Raw genomic sequence first — 17,792 nt, 5'->3', positions numbered from 1 at the left:
TTAACTCGTCATAATAAGCCATTCTAAAAATGAAGAAATTTCATAAAAAAATACCCTCAATAATCGCAATAATTCGATGGTCATATAGATGTAGCCAACAAAAAATAAAAAAAAAGCGAACTCCTTTTTGCCAGTAGATTCAAAAAACAGATGAAGCATAGCGATTAATAAACCTATACCTGCCACTCGAAGTACATCGTGAAGTTCCACAATGCCTCCCCCTTCCATATAAACAACATATGAAAGTCCGTCCACAAATATGAAAAAGAGCCACGCATATACGAGCGTACTGAAAAACTTACGTTTTAAAATTCGTAGCGGTTTTTCAAACAAAAATAGGCAACTTCTTGTTCGATTTTGAACAAGAAGTTGCCTATTTTTTTATCTTTTCTATTCTTTCTCTTTTAACAATGTGAGTATTCGCTTGAGATTGACCGCAAACATTGCTGTAGCACCTTGTATTTCCATGCCAAATAGACCCGCAGATGATGCTGTATCATATTCGTGTCCTTGTTCGATGTGTTCAGTTGATTTAATCGTCACAGAGTACGTTTTACTTTTTGCACCTTCTTTATAACATCCCTCTCGCATCGAGCAGACTTTGCACTTTTCGATATCAAAAAAATACGTCTGGCTTTGATTTTTGTTCGTTCCTATTTTACCAGTGCGTGCTTTTCAGATAGCGAGGTGCCCTTCTTTACAAACAAACATACCTGCATCTTTATTAAACTCAAACTTATCTTCTTCTTTTGATTTGAATATCACCTACACATTGCTACTTTTATTATAAAACAAAAAGTGTAAAATATCTTGAATCCATCGAGATAATCAACGCTTAATTTCAAGACTATGATAAATGTAATTGTTGATTTTGACACACTTATTTGATTGGAGTGGAAGGCGGCGACTCCAGCCGGAATAGCATGAGCTGAAGACCCTGGACTGAGCGTAGCGAGGGAAGCGGCTGAAGCCATGCCGGCGGAAAGCGTCCGCCTGGAACGGAAATCAACGGTTTCTCAATAAAAAAAGAGTATGTGAACAACTTATCGTTCACATACTCCCTATGGAATCTCTTTGGGGAATTTTTCAGTGGCCACGCATATACGTGACTCTTTTTTAAATAACTTTATAATTTAATAGCTTCAAATTATGCTCTTGAAACGTATGAACCTTCATCCGTGTTAATGATTAGTTTGTCTCCAACATTGATGAAAAGTGGTACTGTAACAACAAGACCCGTTTCAACGGTTGCCGTTTTAGATCCACCACCTGAAGTATCACCTTTAATACCTGGTTCAGTTTCTATTACTTCTAATGTAACAGATTTCGGTAATTCTACTCCAAGAGTTTCGCCTTGGTATTGAATTACATGGATTTCCATATTTTCGCGTAAAAACTTTAATTCATACTCGATTTGTGTTTCCCCTAATTCTATTTGCTCGTAAGAATCTGTATCCATGAATACATGTTGATCTCCACTTGCATATAGATATTGCATTTTTCTATTATCAATTTGTGCTTTTTCTACCTTTTCTCCAGCACGGAATGTTTTTTCATTTACTGAACCGTTTCGTAAATTTCTAAGTTTTGATCGAACGAATGCTGCACCTTTACCTGGTTTTACGTGTTGGAAATCAAGCACGCGGTAAAGTACACCATCTACTACTATAGTTAAACCTGTTTTAAAATCATTTACAGAAATCATTCTTTTTCCTCCAAATTTTAAGATAAAATGAGTAATTCTTTTGTCGAATGCGTCAGTTTTTCTAGACCATGTTCAGTTACAATCGCATCGTCTTCTATTCGAACCCCACCAATATTCGGCAAATATATTCCTGGTTCAATTGTAATAATCATCCCTGGTTCTAGTGTAATATCGGAGCGGGAAGATAACCCAGGTCCTTCATGTACTTCAAGTCCAATTCCATGACCTAAAGAATGACCAAAAGCTTCACCATATCCTTTGGAAGCAATATAGTCACGTGCAATTGAATCTGCTTCTTTTCCAGTCATCCCTGGCTTTATTTTTTCTAAAGCAAGTAATTGTGAATCTAAAACGACTTGATAAATTTCTTTTAATTGATCACTCGGTTCCCCAACAGCAACTGTACGAGTTGTATCCGAGATATACCCATTATAGACAGCACCGAAGTCAAGTGTCACAAAGTCTCCCACCTCAATGACTTTGTCTGTTGCTACGCCATGTGGAAGTGCTGATCTTACACCAGAAGCAACGATGGTATCAAAAGAAGATGACGAAGCACCGAGTTTTCGCATGAAAAATTCAAGTTCATTTGACACATCTAGCTCAGTCATACCTGGTTTTATGTATGTAACAATATGTTCAAAAGCCTGATCAGCAATGCGACAAGCTGCCTTTATAATACTAATCTCTTCTTCCGTCTTAATCAAGCGAATTTTTTCTACTAATCCAGATAGAGGTACTAAATCTGCTTTAATAGCTTGTTTATATACTTCATAACCACTATAAGTGACATCGTCTTTTTCAAACCCAAGTGTTTTAATTCCCAATTCAGCTACTTGAATTGCTATTTCTTCAATCAATGTTTTTGATTGTTGAACAATGCGATAGTCTTTTACTTGACTAGCAGCTTGTTCTGTATATCGAAAATCTGTAATGAATACTGCGTCTTTTTTCGACACAATTGCCACACCTGCTGTCCCTGTAAACCCTGTCATATAGCGTCTGCTATATCCATTCGTAATAAGTAAAGCATCCACCCCGTGTTCTTCTAACGCAGCACGTAATTTTTCAAGTCTCATTGTTTTACCCCTTTTCGTTTTAAATCTACTCTCTATTTTATCATAGGAAACGGTTTGGGTAAATTTTCATTTGCTAAGTGGATTATCTTGTGCATGAAAGATAGCAGATTCCATTAAAAACCTTAATAACATAACTACTACACATACGAATGGGATTGATATATGTTTAATAGTTTTCGAAACGGAGATTTTATCCAAAAAAATCCATTCCATGACAATAGCCAAAATAATTCCTAACACTAGGCTACTAATTGAAACAGGGATTTTTAAAAAGATTAAACTTATATAATAAAGAAGAATACAAAAACACCAAAGCCCTATAAATAAAATACCCCATTTTAAATAATCTTTGATTGAACTCAAGGCGTCAAAGTTCTCTGCATATCCAATAGGACTCCATTTAATAAAATTAAATAATTCAAGCAATTTCAAAAAAACCAAACTAATGATTGCCGCAACAAAACTAGTGCTTATCGATAAACCATTTACTCTCATTTTCACTACTCCTTTTCACTTCAGTTTGATACTTTGAGAAGATAATTAAACAAAATATATAAAAGTCATAAAAAAATATAATTAACGCGCAAGCGCCCCTTTAACTCCAAAATCTATTTCCACTCGTTTCCGAAGGGCTTGGATAGTCTTGAGCTATAGAAGAGGCAGGTTGTGACTGACGACACAACCTGCCTCTCTTGTTAACTTATGGCTGTAGCCTGTCCGTCACTCTCCTCCATCCTCCAATACTAGGAATAGCTTTAATCTCTTTTTGGATAATGAACGTACGCGTTAGCGGCGGTGATGGCTCATCGCTCACCCCGCTGAACGCGTCCACCTGAAACGGAAATCCTTGGTATTGTTTAATTCTTAAAGTACTATGACCACTGGTTTCGAAGGACGTTGTCCATATACATTCTTATCTTTTAAAAAAAAACACACATTGAATAGTAGTAAATTCAATGTGTGCTTTATAAGTTTTATATTACAAACCGCATTTTAATTGGGCGTTACAATTAGTACAAGTATTACAGCCACCCATTTCTTCTACAGTTCCTTTTCGACAAACTGGACATGTATTACCTACTTCAGATCCAATTGTTACATTGGTTGAACGTAAATCTTGAATAGTATCTATAAGTACAATCGGTCTCTTTTCAAAAATCTTTTCTTCATGTGGTTGTTCTTCAAGTGTATTTTCTTCAGCTTTCAGCGTTAGCACTTGGGAATCCCGGCTTCCATCAACGTAAACTGTGCCGCCTTTTGCTCCACCACGATATAGACGTTCATATACCCCTTCTACTTGTTCAACTGTGTATCCGCGAGGGGCATTCACAGTTTTTGAAATCGAACTATCAATCCAACGCTGGATAATACACTGAACGTCTGCATGTGCTTCAGGTGCAAGCTCCATTGCTGTTACAAACCAATTTGGTAGGTTTGTTTCTTCAGCTGTTACATTTGCAGTTAAATATTCTTGTACAATATCTGCCTTTACTTCAATGAATTTACCTAAACGTCCACTTCTGTAATAAGTGAAGGAATAATAAGGTTCAAGTCCAGTTGAAACACCTACCATGGTGCCAGTAGAGCCTGTAGGAGCAACTGTTAGTAAATGAGAGTTACGAATACCATTTTCTAATATAGACTTACGAATTCCTTCTGGCATAGATTGCATAAAGCCTGTTTCTGTAAATGCTCTTCGTAGACGTTGCGTTTCTTCTTCTGTATCAGCTGTTAAGAATGGGAAGCTCCCTCGTTCTCTCGCAAGCTCTGCAGATGTTTCGTATGCAGCAAGCGCAATTGTTTTAAAGACCTCGTCAACTAATACATTTCCTTCTTCCGAACCATACTCTTTTTCACAATATATGAGAAGATCAGCAAGGCCCATCACCCCTAATCCTACACGGCGTTCTCCTAATGCTTGTACTTTATTTTCTTCTAAGAAATAAGGTGTTGCATCGATTACGTTATCTTGCATGCGCACACCAACGCTTACAGTTTCTTTTAAAGCTTCAAAATTTACAGTCTTAGTTTCTTTATTCGCAAATTGTGCTAGATTAACAGCAGCTAAGTTACAGACCGAATATGGTGCAAGCGGCTGTTCCCCACATGGATTCGTAGCGACTACTTTTTGGCCATAAGCTTTCGCATTTGTTTTTTCATTTGCATTATCTATGAAGAAAATTCCAGGTTCTGCTGAGTAAGTTGCACAAACATTTATCAAGTTCCAAAGCTCTTTCGCTTTAACTGTTCTGTATGTTCTAACAGAATAACCCATCTGTTCCCACTCACGAACATCTCCTACTTCATGCCAATGTTTGTTATAAAAAGCCATTTGTTCTGGAGTATAAGTTTCAATTGCTGGGAAACGCAATTCAAAATCTGTATCTTCTTCTACCGCTCTCATGAAATCATCTGTCAGTGTAACAGAGATATTAGCTCCAGTTAAGAATTCAGGATTATGAACTGTATATGTTCCTCCATCTCTTAGTTTTGTTTCTGCGTCTCGAATAATTTCATCGCTGAAGCCACCGAGACCCGGTATAGCTTTATAATTGACAATTCCTTGGTACATAGCTTCTTCTTGATTTGTTAAAGGTTTAAATTTAAGCTTGTCCTTCGCTAATTGTTTAATTGTTTCATCAGTCGTATTTTCGATTAAGTAACGTAAAATTCTTGGATTTTGCATTTTTGAAATGATAAACTCTGCAATATCTGGATGCCAGTCAGCAAGCATAATCATTTGTGCTCCGCGGCGTGAACCACCTTGTTCAACAAGATGTGTTAATTTGGCGATATCATCTAACCAGGAAACGGAGCCAGAAGATTTTCCATTAACTCCACGTGCTAGCGTGTTTCGTGGACGAAGTGTTGATCCGTTTGTACCAACTCCACCACCACGGCTCATAATTTCCATTACTTGTTTACGATGATCGCTAATTCCTTCACGAGAATCGGCTACGAAAGGCATTACGTAACAGTTGAAATAGGTTACATCTGTTCCAGTGCCCGCTCCGTACAATACTCGTCCAGCAGGAATAAATTTCATCGAAACAAGCTGATCATAGAACTTTTGGAACCACTCAGCACGCTTTTCTTCCGTTTTTTCAACAGAAGAAAGACCCGTTGCATTACGTTTTGCGATTTGTTCATAAAATACTTCTAACGGTTTTTCAATAACATTGATAGAACGTTTTACAATTCCAGTTTCAAGCTCGTCACTATCATCTATTGCACTACGATAGTCCTCTTCGATCAATACTTCTGCAGTTCTTGTCGATTCATCAATAGAAACGATAAAACCTAAACCACGAGCTGGAAATTTGGGATCAGCTTTTACTGTTAGAACGACAAAATCTCCAACTTTTAGCGTTTTCTTTTCAGTATCCTTGAATGAATATCGGTCAATCATTACTAATCGGGATACACCTTTGTGTGTCGTTTTCATATCTCCTGTAATTGGATGAACTTGTGAAAATTGTTCGATGTCTTTGTTTAACTGATCAATGTTAATGGTTGCATTTTTATTCTGAGATGCTAATACCATCATATTGCCTCCCTTTTATTAAAAAAATAAAATACACCATACCATATATGGTGTATCGTTATTTATTACGTTACTATATGTTGTATTTTTTTGCAAATAAACAGAATGTCTAAGAACCCAAGCGTATCAATAGTCAATGTACTAAAGAACTAGAAAAAATATAATTATTTTTTAAAATTCCATTCATCATTTGCATATCGCTTTTGTTCCAGCTCTTTCACATACTTTTCTTGTTCTTCACTTAAAGTAATTTCTACTAACTCTATGTGTAAAGCATCTTCAAATCCATTTTTAAACGCTATTTTACAGTCGTCGATTGTTACAGGACTTTGACTAATTTTGTTTATAGCGACTGCTTTTTTCGACAAACTCGCTTTAACCCTATCTCTTAACTCATTTGAAGAAAATTTAAATGTTTGGATCAACTTATCTTCATCTAAATCTAATAAAATTGCTCCGTGTTGAAGTATAACACCTTTTTGTCTCGTTTGAGCACTTCCAGCTACTTTTTTCCCTTCGACTACAAGTTCATACCAACTTGGTGTATCAAAACAAACAGCTGATTTCGGTTTCTTTAAATTTATTTTTTGCTCTTCTGTGTTAGGAACTGAAAAGTAAGCATCTAGACCTAGTTTTTGAAATCCGATTAATAATCCTTCACTAATAACCCTGTACGCTTCCGTAACAGTTGCAGGCATGTCCGGGTACTTCTCCGATACGATAACGCTATAAGTAAGCTCATGTTCATGTAGAACACCTCTTCCTCCAGTAGGTCTTCTAACAAAACCAAGACCTAAGCGCTCCACTGCTTCTAAGTCTATTTCTTTTTCTACAGACTGAAAATAACCAATGGACAATGTAGCCGGATTCCATTCGTAGAACCGGATGACTGGTGGAATTAGCCCCTCACTATGCCAATCAAGTAACGCTTCATCTAACGCCATATTATAAGATGGACTACAAGGTCCAGAATTAATAAAATACCATTTTGTCTTTTTCATTACTTCTTCCTCCTCACAACGATATTCATTTTATCAAATAGATTGAATTGTATCTAGTTAATCTTTTATAATAAGTATTGAAACATAGAAAGGGGAAAGACTGTGCCTACTACATTATACTTTTTTATAGGAGTTATTGTCGTATTACTAGTTTATGCTGGTGTACAAGCATTTCGTTTAAAAAAAGCCGTTACAAATCTTACGCAAGACCAATTTATCGAGGGTTATCGTAAAGCACAATTAATCGATGTAAGAGAACCTAAAGAGTTTGATGCGGGACATATTCTTGGAGCAAGAAATATTCCATCTTCACAACTGAGACAACGTTTTAAAGAAGTCAGACCTGACAAACCAGTATATTTATATTGTCAAAGTGGCGCAAGAAGTGCACGTGCAGCAATGTTTTTAAAGAAAAAAGGATGTACTGATTTGAACCAACTTCAGGGTGGATTCAAAACTTGGACTGGGAAGATTAAATCTAAATAATAAATACGCGTACTTCTATAAACAGAAGACACTAGGACTGTAGACAAACTCGTTGAGAAGCGAGTTTGTCTACAGTCTTTTTTTTATAAAAAAGAAAGGAAGAAAAGAAAAATCGATGACTTTGGCAGGAGTCTCTTATTTTTTTAGTCGTGGACTATAATTATTTGATTTAGTATACACCTGCAGAATGAGTAGGAAAGATAAATAAGAAAAGTGCAGGCTTTTAAGTGTTTTTTGCCTTCACTATTTCCTCGGTGTTTTGGGCGAAACTAGTGTTTGAGCAACATAAGACTTTAAACTAGCAATATTCTGTGGCCTGCTTGCAATGTATTTGGGGCGCGCAATATTTTATCACTTTCTCGCAATATAGCCTATCAACTGGGCTTTATAAACCTACTAACTCACATATTGCAAAAATATTAAGTAGTAACAATTTCTCAATCAACTAAAAAAGTGCGATCCATTTTATGGACCGCACTTCCATTTTATGCTTTTGTATAACGTAATACCGGATGACGAGCAGCTTTTGTTTCATCTAAACGATTAATTACTGTCGTATGTGGTGCATTTTGAACGATTTCTGGATTTTCTTCTACTTCTTTTGCAATTTGAATCATTGCATCACAGAAAGCATCTAATGTTTCTTTAGACTCTGTTTCTGTAGGCTCAATCATCATACCTTCTTCTACATTAAGTGGAAAGTAGATTGTTGGTGGATGATAACCGAAGTCAAGTAATCGTTTTGCCATATCTAGTGTACGAACACCTAATTTCTTCTGACGACGACCACTTAATACAAATTCATGCTTACAATGACGGTTATAAGGAAGATCGAAAAATTCTTCCAGACGTCTCATCATATAGTTTGCATTCAATACAGCATACTCTGTGACAGCTTTTAGACCATCTGGACCCATAGAACGAATATAAGTATAAGCACGAACATTAATTCCGAAGTTACCGTAGAATGGCTTTACGCGACCAATTGTTTGTGGACGATTATAATCAAATACATATTTATCATCCTCTTTTACAAGTACTGGGCTTGGTAAAAATGGGATTAAATCAGCTTTCACGCCAACGGGTCCTGAACCTGGACCACCACCACCGTGAGGCCCTGTAAATGTTTTGTGCAAGTTTAAGTGAACACAGTCAAATCCCATATCCCCTGGTCGGGCTTTTGACATAACGGCATTTAAATTAGCTCCATCATAATACAATTTACCACCAACACCGTGGATGATTTCAGCTAATTCTAAAATACTTTCTTCAAATAAACCTAATGTATTTGGGTTTGTAAGCATTAAGGCTGCTGTATCTGGACCAGCAACGCGACGTAAATCTTCTAAATCTACTAATCCATTTTCATCTGATTTAACAGTAATAGTTTCAAAACCTGCAACTGTTGCAGATGCTGGGTTCGTTCCATGCGCTGAATCAGGTACGATTACTTTAGTTCGATGAATATCCCCATTTGCTTCATGGAAAGCACGAATCATCATTAAAGCTGTCCATTCACCGTGGGCACCAGCTGCCGGTTGCAGTGTCACCTCATCCATACCAGTTATTTCTATTAAATGTTCTTGAAGATCATACATTAACTCCATTGCACCCTGTACAGTAGATTCATCTTGTAACGGATGAATATTAGCAAATCCAGGGAAACGTGCTACAGATTCATTTATCTTTGGATTGTATTTCATCGTACAAGAACCTAGTGGATAAAATCCAGTATCCACACCATGATTACGATTAGAAAGAGCTGTATAGTGACGCATAATATCGAGCTCGGATACTTCTGGCAAATCCGCTTCTTCCTCACGAAGTACACCTTGTGGTAAAAGAGATGCTAAATTTACTTCTGGTACATCTAATTCTGGTAGGTTATAACCTACACGACCTTCTTTCGTAATTTCAAAAATTAGTGGTTGATTATCTTTATGCATAAAGAGCCCCCATTTCTTGCACGAGTGCATCTATCTCTTCTTTAGTACGTTGTTCTGTAACAGCGATTAACACATGGTTTTTCAAATCTGAATTAACACGACCTAAGTCGAATCCACCGATAATGCCTTTTTCTAGTAGTGCTTTATTGGCATCTGCAACAGAACCATTCACTTTAACAACGATTTCATTGAAATGACTTCCTTGGAAAGGTACAACAAAACCTGCTTGTTCAAATGCTTGTTTTGCATAGTGTGTCTTTGTTATGTTTTGAATAGCCATTTCTTTTACACCTTTTTTACCTAGAGCAGTCATTGCTACTGAAGCAGCAAGTGCATTTAACGCTTGGTTAGAACAGATGTTCGATGTTGCTTTATCACGACGAATATGTTGTTCACGAGCTTGTAGAGTTAATACAAATCCACGACGACCTTCTTCATCTATAGTTTCTCCTATTAGACGACCGGGTACTTTCCGCATTAATTTTGAAGATACTGCAAAGAAGCCACAGTGTGGTCCCCCAAATGCTTCTGAAATTCCAAATGGTTGTGCGTCTCCAACAGTAATATCTGCTCCAAATTTGCCTGGAGGAGTTAATGCTCCTAATGCAAGAGGGTTTGCAGAAACAATGAATAACGCTTTTTGTTCATGTGTCAATTGCTCGACTTTAGCCAAATCTTCAATTTGACCAAAGAAATTTGGATATTGAACTATTACTGCCGCAGTCTCTTCGTCAACAAGTTCTTCTAATTTTGAAAGATCAGACACACCATCTTTTGCAGGTATCGTTACGACACTTATATTTTGTCCTTTTGCATACATTTTGACAACATCTATATATTCTGGGTGGACAGCATCTGAAATCAAAAGTTTTTTTCTACGAGTATGACCTGCGGCTAAGTTACCGGCTTCTGCTAAAGCAGTACCCCCGTCGTACATTGATGAGTTTGCAATATCCATACCCGTCAATTCACAAATCATCGTTTGAAATTCAAATATCGCTTGCAGTTCTCCTTGAGAGATTTCTGGTTGATAAGGAGTATACGCAGTGTAAAACTCCGATCTCGAAATAACATGATCTACGATTATCGGTTTAAAGTGATCGTAAACGCCAGCTCCTAGAAATGATGCATATTTTTTGCTATCTGCATTTTTTTCTGCCAAATTTGCTAATTCTTTTAATAATGCAGACTCCGCTTTAGCAGGCTTAATATTATATTCACCTTTAAATCTTACTTTTTCAGGAATATCTGCAAACAATTCATCAACGGAAGAAATGCCGATTACATCTAACATTTCCTTTTGGTCTTGTTCAGTCATTGGTAAATAACGATGCTTCATCAATGGACAACCTCTTTCTGCAATTATTTTTGTCGTTTATAAAACGGAGTAGCTACAGTTACAGCTTTCAAGCGTTTATTTCTAATTTCAACTTCTAACTCTTGACCAAGTTCTGCAAATGTTGCGTCAATTAAAACTAGACCAATATTTTTTTTCAACGTTGGAGACTGTGTCCCAGTCGTTACAAATCCAATTTGCTTTTCTTCAGCGAATACTGGATATCCAGTACGTGGAATACCTTTGTCAATCATTTCAATTCCAATACTTTTTCGAGGAGTGCCATTTTCTTTTTGATTTGCCAATACAGATTTACCATTGAAATCTTGCTCTTTTTTAAGTTTTACTACGAATCCTAAACCAGCTTCGAGTGGAGAAATGTCTTTGGATAATTCTTGTCCGTATAAAGGAAGGCAAGCTTCAAAACGTAATGTATCACGTGCTCCAAGTCCACATGGAAGTAAACCATCTTCTTTTCCAGCTTCAAGGATGCTGCTCCATAAGACCGAAACATCATTGCTTGCTGCATAAATTTCAAATCCATCTTCCCCAGTATAGCCAGTGCGAGAGATAAGTACTTTTTTTCCAGCTACTTCGATATTATCTGCAAAACGGAAAAACCCTATTTCCTCTAGATTTTTTGTCGTTAACTTTTGTAGAATATTTTGAGCTAGCGGGCCTTGTAAAGCTAGTAAACCATAATCATCTGATTTATTTACTAATTCCACACCGTCTATAGCATTCTGCTTCATCCAATCAAAGTCTTTGTCAATGTTTGAAGCATTAACAACAAGTAAGTAATCGCTATCATCTTTTTTATATACTAATAAATCGTCTACTATACCACCATCTTTATAACACATAGCAGTGTATTGTGCTTGACCAATTACTAATTTAGAAACATCATTTGTCATAACCTTTTGTAAAAACTCTTCACTTTGTGGTCCCGATACAGTAATTTCACCCATATGAGAAACATCAAACAATCCTGCTTTTGTTCTTACTGCTTCATGTTCTTCTTTAATACTCGAAAATTGCACAGGTAATTCCCAACCACCAAAATCGATTGTTTTTCCTCCATAGATTGCATAATCTTCAAATAGAGGTGTACGTTTCAACTGTTCTGACAAATAAATTCCCCCTTTATAATTTCCCACACAAAAAGGACAGAAAAACCCCTTTAATAAAAACAGGGGTTCTCTGTCCTGGCACCTGAAAGTTTACCAAAATGGCTTTCCTCTTTGGTGGCTTTGCGCGAAACAAAACGAAAGCACTCTCCAGAGTTGCGTCCTATACGAGTTCTTTTGCCTGAGAGATTCATAAAATTCATTACTTGCTCCTTCGGCGACGCATCGAATGCGTTCTCTCCCCGTATGCTCATCCGCTATATCTGTAATAATTCTCTTGCTTTGTCTATATCCTAACATTGAACAAATAAAGACGCAATAGTTTTTCTAAAATAAGTTAAAAGACGAACATTAAGTCATTGAATTCATTTATTATTCGCCTTTTAGTCTATTTACTTGATATCCAGCATATTCTGTTATTTGTCTTAAAGGTCGATTTTCTGTAAGGATTGTAATATGGGCTGATTTTTTATACGATTTTCTTCGGTTATTATACAATTGCTCTAACTCTTCTCTCGTACTGCTCTGTACAATTGGTCTATTCTTATCACTTTTTATTCTCATCCAAATATCATTAAAGGTTGCATCTAAATATAAGACTAAACCAGTTTTTCGCATGATTCGGATATTTTCATCATTCATCGCAACTCCCCCTCCTGTTGAAATAATACAGGATTCATTACGGAAATTTTGAAGGAACTTTGTTTCGATTTTTCGAAAATACGCTTCCCCATCTTGCTCAAATATCTCAGGTATCGTCCTTTTTTCATTTTTTACAATTTCTTTATCCATATCGTAATATGGCATTTTTAATAAATAGCTCAGCCTTCTCCCAACTGCACTTTTACCACTTCCCATAAAACCAACTAGATATACTTTATACATGATTCACCAACTCACTAAATACCAGGATTATTTTTCGCGCTCGTTAAAATTTTCTATTCTTTTGATAGTAGCATTAATATTGTTCAATTCCAACGAATCATACGTTCGATATTTTGACTGGTATGCAGCTGTTATAGCCAATAATGAGAAACAAACGATTATCAACAATAAAATTGCAGCAGGAAGTAATACTCCTTTTTCATTCTGAATGAAATGTAACATAAAATGTATGCTCCTTTTTTATCCCATTCATAAACTCAACACCAAAATTCAATGAATTACTTTCGAGAGTTGTTAAAATAGATTTTACATGGAGTAACATCTGTTCATGTCCTAATCTATTTTTTTGTTTCCGAATTAAATTCTCATATAGTTCTATATCAAACTCTTCTCCATTTTTTCGAAAACGTATACCTAAATCCTCGCTTTGTATCATTATTGCTTCTACATTATTTAAATAAGTTTCTACATCCTGTACGAAAAGAGCCCATTCTATCTCAGTTGGATTTGCCACATTCTCTTCCATCTTATGTAGCCATCCAACTGTAATTGCAAAAAATTGAGAAAACAACATTAATACCGAAAGTTGTAAGATACCTTCTATTAAAGTGTATCCGGATTCTTTGTTTTCTTTCAATAGGAAATTGAAACGCAATTAGATATCTCCTCTCGCATCCCTTCGTATTTAACACAAATTTGTTTCTCATCGATTGCAAAAGTATATTTTAGTTTATCGATATGCATTGCTCCAGCTAAAATGTTTTCTGTAATATACATTTTTATTGCTTCATTCATGACAACAGTAGAAAGGTATTTTCTCCTCTTCTCCTCAAGGTTTGTAGTCATATTACTTAATAACGGAAGCAATGATGTTGCTACTAGTAAGATAACAGCCAATGAAACGATTGTCTCAGGCAGTGAAAAACCTCTACTATTCTTCATAATTCATTCTACCTCTTCCAATATATAAAATTAATTTTTTATTCCCATTCTTTGTTTCGAATATTAAGTTTCCAAATTCTTTTACTGATCCGTTGGGATGAAAGCCAATCTCTTTTAAGTTGCTCTCTGTAGATACCCGGTATCCAGCTGGCATCTCTGATTCAAATAAAATGGTATTAGCAGATTTTGCAACATATTTTGATTCAACATTAGAAAAATTGATATAAGTATATTTTTCTTCCGCAATTGCTACTGCCTGAATACTTTGGACATTCAATTGAAATTGTCTGAAAAAACGTTTTTCCTCTATTTCCACAAACTTGGATGTAGCAATGAAAATGACTGAGGATGTTATGGTCATAACAATAGCCAAAACGAGTAGCATCTCGATTAGTGTAAATCCTTTTTCATTTAATTTATTCACCACTACTATCAGAACCAGAAGCTAATTCACCTTCGATAGTCACACTTCCATTATTAGGATTGATACTAACTACCGTGCCATTCGGACATGTTTTATCACCTTTCAAATAACCTTCCTTGGCCAACTCTTCTAAAGTTGGAACCTTTTTCTTTTCAATTTTATATGCTTCAACCTGTCCCTCCAACATTTTCGCAAATGCTTTACAACCTTTGTCATCAATAGATGCAGAATGTTTGGTAACATTGGGAATAGCAATTAATATTAAAACGGAAATAATTAACAAAACGATCATCATTTCTACAAGCGTAAATCCTTTACTATTTTTTAAATATTTCATACTGCATTCTCTCCTTTTATACAATATTAATCATTTCATAGATTGGTAGAAGTATAGCTAAATAAGCACCTATTATAAAAATAGCCAAGATAATAAAAAGTGTAGGTTGTAATATACTTAAGTATTTAGATATTTTAGATTCAATTCTTTCGGTTAAAAATTCACTGTAAAGGGAAAGTTCTCTTCCTAGATAGCCACTATTTTCTCCATGTCTAACAAACGGATAGAAATCATGTGTAAAATAATTTAATAACATAACTGCTTGAGAGAACGATTCTCCGTGTACTATCTTGTCTTTCATTTGACTAGCTATATATTGGAGTTTCATATTTTCTTCCTGAGAAACAAGTGCATCAAATGCTTGTTGGATAGACATCCCGCTATCTATTAGTCCACCCATCTCTCGTGAAAAAACTCTTGTTAAGAATAAATTGTACCAACTATTAAAGATTGGGATTCTGCCATATAGATTAAGCTGTGTTTTAATATCCCTTTTACTCATTCCAAATATAACTATGAATATTAATACTACAATTGTAGAAATACCAATTAGAAAGTAATTTGGCAAATGAAGTAATACGTTTGTCCAGACAATAGCGCCTTTGGAAGCTATTGAATTTCTACTACCTAGTAAAGACTCCATATGTGGTAGAAAATATATTCGAAAAACAGTAAACAACAAAAAAATGACACTAAAAAGAAACAAAGGATACATTAATAAGGTGTTCATCCTTTTTCTAGCGTTTTCAAAAATAGCTGATTGAACACCTAAAACGGATACAGTTTCTTGGAGATTTCCATGTTTACCTGCCAGGCTAATAGGCAGAATTAAACGTTTAGGAAAACCAAGCAATTTAAACACTTCTGCCACATCAGAACCGCTTTTATGCACATCAATCACTCTTTGAATGATTAAATCCGATTTTTTCACATGAAAGGGTAATAACATTGAAACCGATTCATGAAATGTATAACCTTCTATTAACAGATCGCTCAATCTTTTCAAAAAAGATGATTGAGCATTTAGCGGTATGCATTCCTCTTTTTGGGCAAAGTAGTCCCTAATTTTTTGGAATAACACCTTCTCTGACCCCTCTCTCGATTTGATAAGAAAGAGTTAAAGAATATGGTATTTGAAAGTCTCTTCCAGTCATCAGTGAATTAAATGCTTCTGATAGAAAATCATCCGAAATAATTTCAAAAATAGCTGATAACTCTGGTTGTTTTGAAAGGGAGACTGTCACAAGTCTTTGTGTAACTATACCAATAACTGTTTGTTTCAATTCATCCATAGAAATACCAAGATCCATCATTCTGAACAAGGAACCTACAGCATCTTTTGCATGAATAGTGGACACAACAAGATGGCCAGTTAAAGCCGCTTGAATTGCAGCTTTCGCAGTATCTTCGTCACGTATCTCGCCAATCATAATAACATCTGGTGAATGTCGTAAAATTGCTTTCAACCCAGATGCATAAGTGACTCCAGAACGCTCATTCACTTGAATTTGCAATAGATGAGACTGACTATTTTCAACGGGATCCTCAAGTGAAATAACATGTCTGTTCAAATTTTCAGAACAATATTTTGTGAGAGAATACATCGTAGTAGACTTCCCTGAACCTGTAGGACCAACAAAAAGTATCAATCCTTGTCGATAATTTGCAAGTTCTACTATTTTATCGGAAGCTTCATGAAATAAAGATAAAGAATGTAAGAGTTTGGCATTATCATGTTGTTGGAGACGAATTACTAATGATTCTTTTCCAAAAATAGATGGTAATGTAGAAACACGAAATGAAAATTTTTGTGAGTTGAAATTCTGTTGAAATGAACCACTTTGTGGCTTTCTTTTTTCGCTGATATCAAGAGAGGATAAAAACTTGAAGTATGAAATAATACGTTCACCCATGTTCAGGGGAAGCTTCCCTGCCTCAAACATTTGAGAATTTTTCTTAAAGTAATATAAATAATTCTCTTCGTTTGGAATCATGTGCAAATCAGAAGCACCAAATCGATGTGCCTTCTTCAATAATTGAAGGGATTTTTGTTCTACAATATTTTCTATTTGTTGCATGCATTTTTCCTTTCCCCAGTTACAAGTTGCGACCGCTTACAACTTGTACAACACAAGTATACTTGGAAAAGAAAAAGAAAGAAAGAGTTTTAATTAAATATTCTATCAATTCTCTCGTAATTTGCAATTTAATTTCTTATCCCTTGATAAGACGCAGGCGATTGTAAAAATTGCATATATGAAGTAGAAGATCTATAATGGTTGTAAATTCAATTGTTGAAAATACCTTCGCATACCTCTAGTATATGGAGAGCAAGCTAACAACTAAAATGTTAATCAACAAGCTGATAAAATACACATTTTTGTGACAATGTGTGCCGTAATAACATTAGAAAGACAATATTCGGTTTACATGTATGAACTCTTTCATTTATAATGAATAGGAGAATATTTGTGTCGTTGCAAAAGGAGGGACTACAAATGGGCAATATGTTTAAAGTGATGGCTTTCTGGACAGGGATTTTTGCAGTTATGTTTTATTTAGGTGATATGACAGAAGCTTCTTTACTATTTTTAGCTAATACAGGAATTTTCCTTCTTTTAGGCTTCTTAAACCTTTCTGAACGTATGTATATGTACATCTTCGGAGCTTACTTAATGTTCTTCTTCGCTGGTTTTACATACTATACAACGTTTATTCACGTACCAGGCGCAGGACATTAATTTCAACCTTAAAAGCAGCTCAATAATTGAGCTGCTTTTTTGTGTTGTATCATTTGATGATAAAAGCGCAAATGTCCTTTAAGTGCATCTTGTCCTCACCGTTTCAAGAGTGCTTTGGATCATTCACTACACTATTATCATCGGAATTGTATATCTGGAAGTTACTGCGTCATTTCCAGATATACTTTTTTCGGTAATCCTGTGGCGGATGTTTGTCCATCGCTCTCTTGGAATTTGTA

General features: G+C 35.6%; 19 protein-coding genes, 1 pseudogene and 1 riboswitch. Of the genes and pseudogenes, 2 read left to right on the top strand and 18 right to left on the bottom strand.

Features of this window, described 5'->3' with window-relative positions:
- The 7 genes and pseudogenes from ACTSKG_RS02275 to ACTSKG_RS02245 all read right to left on the bottom strand — a co-directional run bounded on the left by ACTSKG_RS02275 (position 1) and on the right by ACTSKG_RS02245 (position 7,329).
- Positions 1-210: a SpoIIIAC/SpoIIIAD family protein gene (locus ACTSKG_RS02275; RefSeq protein WP_464756537.1), complete on the bottom strand. Its 210-nt coding sequence runs from the start codon at positions 208-210 to the stop codon at positions 1-3.
- Between the two features lie 180 nt (positions 211-390).
- Positions 391-750: pseudogene (locus tag ACTSKG_RS02270) on the bottom strand (IS5/IS1182 family transposase); the annotation flags it as partial.
- Positions 751-1,147: 397 nt separating this feature from the next.
- Entirely contained in the window at positions 1,148-1,705 is a 558-nt protein-coding gene (efp, locus tag ACTSKG_RS02265; protein WP_464756536.1) for an elongation factor P, read from the bottom strand.
- 17 nt (positions 1,706-1,722) lie between these two features.
- The gene (locus ACTSKG_RS02260) at positions 1,723-2,784 is read right to left on the bottom strand and encodes a M24 family metallopeptidase (RefSeq protein WP_464756535.1); all 1,062 of its coding nucleotides are present in this window, start codon (positions 2,782-2,784) and stop codon (positions 1,723-1,725) included.
- Between the two features lie 66 nt (positions 2,785-2,850).
- The gene (locus ACTSKG_RS02255) at positions 2,851-3,279 is read right to left on the bottom strand and encodes a hypothetical protein (RefSeq protein ID WP_464756534.1); all 429 of its coding nucleotides are present in this window, start codon (positions 3,277-3,279) and stop codon (positions 2,851-2,853) included.
- Positions 3,280-3,763: 484 nt separating this feature from the next.
- Entirely contained in the window at positions 3,764-6,328 is a 2,565-nt protein-coding gene (locus ACTSKG_RS02250; RefSeq protein ID WP_464756533.1) for a vitamin B12-dependent ribonucleotide reductase, read from the bottom strand.
- A gap of 164 nt (positions 6,329-6,492) precedes the next feature.
- Complete coding sequence (locus ACTSKG_RS02245) at positions 6,493-7,329, bottom strand: lipoate--protein ligase family protein (protein WP_464756532.1); 837 nt, start codon at positions 7,327-7,329, stop codon at positions 6,493-6,495.
- A 126-nt stretch (positions 7,330-7,455) separates the two neighbouring features.
- On the opposite strand from ACTSKG_RS02245, the gene ACTSKG_RS02240 reads away from it, so the two are divergent.
- Entirely contained in the window at positions 7,456-7,815 is a 360-nt protein-coding gene (locus ACTSKG_RS02240; RefSeq protein ID WP_387584322.1) for a rhodanese-like domain-containing protein, read from the top strand.
- Positions 7,816-8,300: 485 nt separating this feature from the next.
- Here ACTSKG_RS02240 and gcvPB read toward each other — a convergent pair whose 3' ends face one another.
- From gcvPB to comGA, 11 genes are all read right to left on the bottom strand, one after another.
- Entirely contained in the window at positions 8,301-9,761 is a 1,461-nt protein-coding gene (gene gcvPB / locus ACTSKG_RS02235) for an aminomethyl-transferring glycine dehydrogenase subunit GcvPB (RefSeq protein ID WP_464756531.1), read from the bottom strand.
- Entirely contained in the window at positions 9,754-11,100 is a 1,347-nt protein-coding gene (gene gcvPA / locus ACTSKG_RS02230; protein ID WP_464756530.1) for an aminomethyl-transferring glycine dehydrogenase subunit GcvPA, read from the bottom strand. The genes gcvPB and gcvPA overlap by 8 nt, the downstream gene beginning before the upstream one ends.
- Before the next feature lie 23 nt (positions 11,101-11,123).
- Complete coding sequence (gene gcvT, locus ACTSKG_RS02225) at positions 11,124-12,227, bottom strand: glycine cleavage system aminomethyltransferase GcvT (protein WP_464756529.1); 1,104 nt, start codon at positions 12,225-12,227, stop codon at positions 11,124-11,126.
- Positions 12,228-12,383: 156 nt separating this feature from the next.
- Positions 12,384-12,478, bottom strand: a riboswitch (glycine riboswitch).
- A gap of 118 nt (positions 12,479-12,596) precedes the next feature.
- Positions 12,597-13,109, bottom strand: a complete 513-nt coding sequence (locus tag ACTSKG_RS02220; protein WP_464756528.1) for a shikimate kinase — start codon at positions 13,107-13,109, stop codon at positions 12,597-12,599.
- Between the two features lie 27 nt (positions 13,110-13,136).
- Complete coding sequence (locus ACTSKG_RS02215; protein ID WP_464756527.1) at positions 13,137-13,331, bottom strand: hypothetical protein; 195 nt, start codon at positions 13,329-13,331, stop codon at positions 13,137-13,139.
- Positions 13,309-13,764, bottom strand: coding sequence for a competence type IV pilus minor pilin ComGF (gene comGF / locus ACTSKG_RS02210; RefSeq protein WP_464756526.1), 456 nt, complete (start codon positions 13,762-13,764; stop codon positions 13,309-13,311). The genes ACTSKG_RS02215 and comGF overlap by 23 nt, the downstream gene beginning before the upstream one ends.
- Positions 13,743-14,051 (bottom strand): prepilin-type N-terminal cleavage/methylation domain-containing protein, encoded by a 309-nt coding sequence (locus ACTSKG_RS02205; protein ID WP_464756525.1) that lies wholly within the window; start codon positions 14,049-14,051, stop codon positions 13,743-13,745. Before ACTSKG_RS02205 ends, comGF begins: the two co-directional genes overlap by 22 nt.
- A complete protein-coding gene (comGD, locus tag ACTSKG_RS02200; protein ID WP_464756524.1) occupies positions 14,041-14,475 on the bottom strand; it encodes a competence type IV pilus minor pilin ComGD in 435 nt (144 codons plus the stop codon). Before comGD ends, ACTSKG_RS02205 begins: the two co-directional genes overlap by 11 nt.
- A complete protein-coding gene (comGC, locus tag ACTSKG_RS02195) occupies positions 14,468-14,812 on the bottom strand; it encodes a competence type IV pilus major pilin ComGC (RefSeq protein ID WP_464756523.1) in 345 nt (114 codons plus the stop codon). Before comGC ends, comGD begins: the two co-directional genes overlap by 8 nt.
- A gap of 16 nt (positions 14,813-14,828) precedes the next feature.
- On the bottom strand, positions 14,829-15,893 hold the full coding sequence (comGB, locus tag ACTSKG_RS02190) for a competence type IV pilus assembly protein ComGB (protein ID WP_464756522.1): 1,065 nt from the start codon (positions 15,891-15,893) through the stop codon (positions 14,829-14,831).
- Positions 15,874-16,890: a competence type IV pilus ATPase ComGA gene (comGA, locus tag ACTSKG_RS02185; RefSeq protein ID WP_464756521.1), complete on the bottom strand. Its 1,017-nt coding sequence runs from the start codon at positions 16,888-16,890 to the stop codon at positions 15,874-15,876. The genes comGB and comGA overlap by 20 nt, the downstream gene beginning before the upstream one ends.
- Before the next feature lie 420 nt (positions 16,891-17,310).
- Here comGA and ACTSKG_RS02180 point away from each other — a divergent pair, with 420 nt between their 5' ends.
- Positions 17,311-17,553, top strand: a complete 243-nt coding sequence (locus tag ACTSKG_RS02180) for a DUF2626 domain-containing protein (protein WP_464756520.1) — start codon at positions 17,311-17,313, stop codon at positions 17,551-17,553.
- The last annotated feature ends 239 nt before the right edge of the window (positions 17,554-17,792 follow it).

This window comes from Psychrobacillus syltrankelensis (assembly GCF_055454035.1).
The sequence above is the reverse complement of the archived record's forward strand: the minus strand, read 5'-3'. Positions and strand labels throughout refer to the sequence as shown.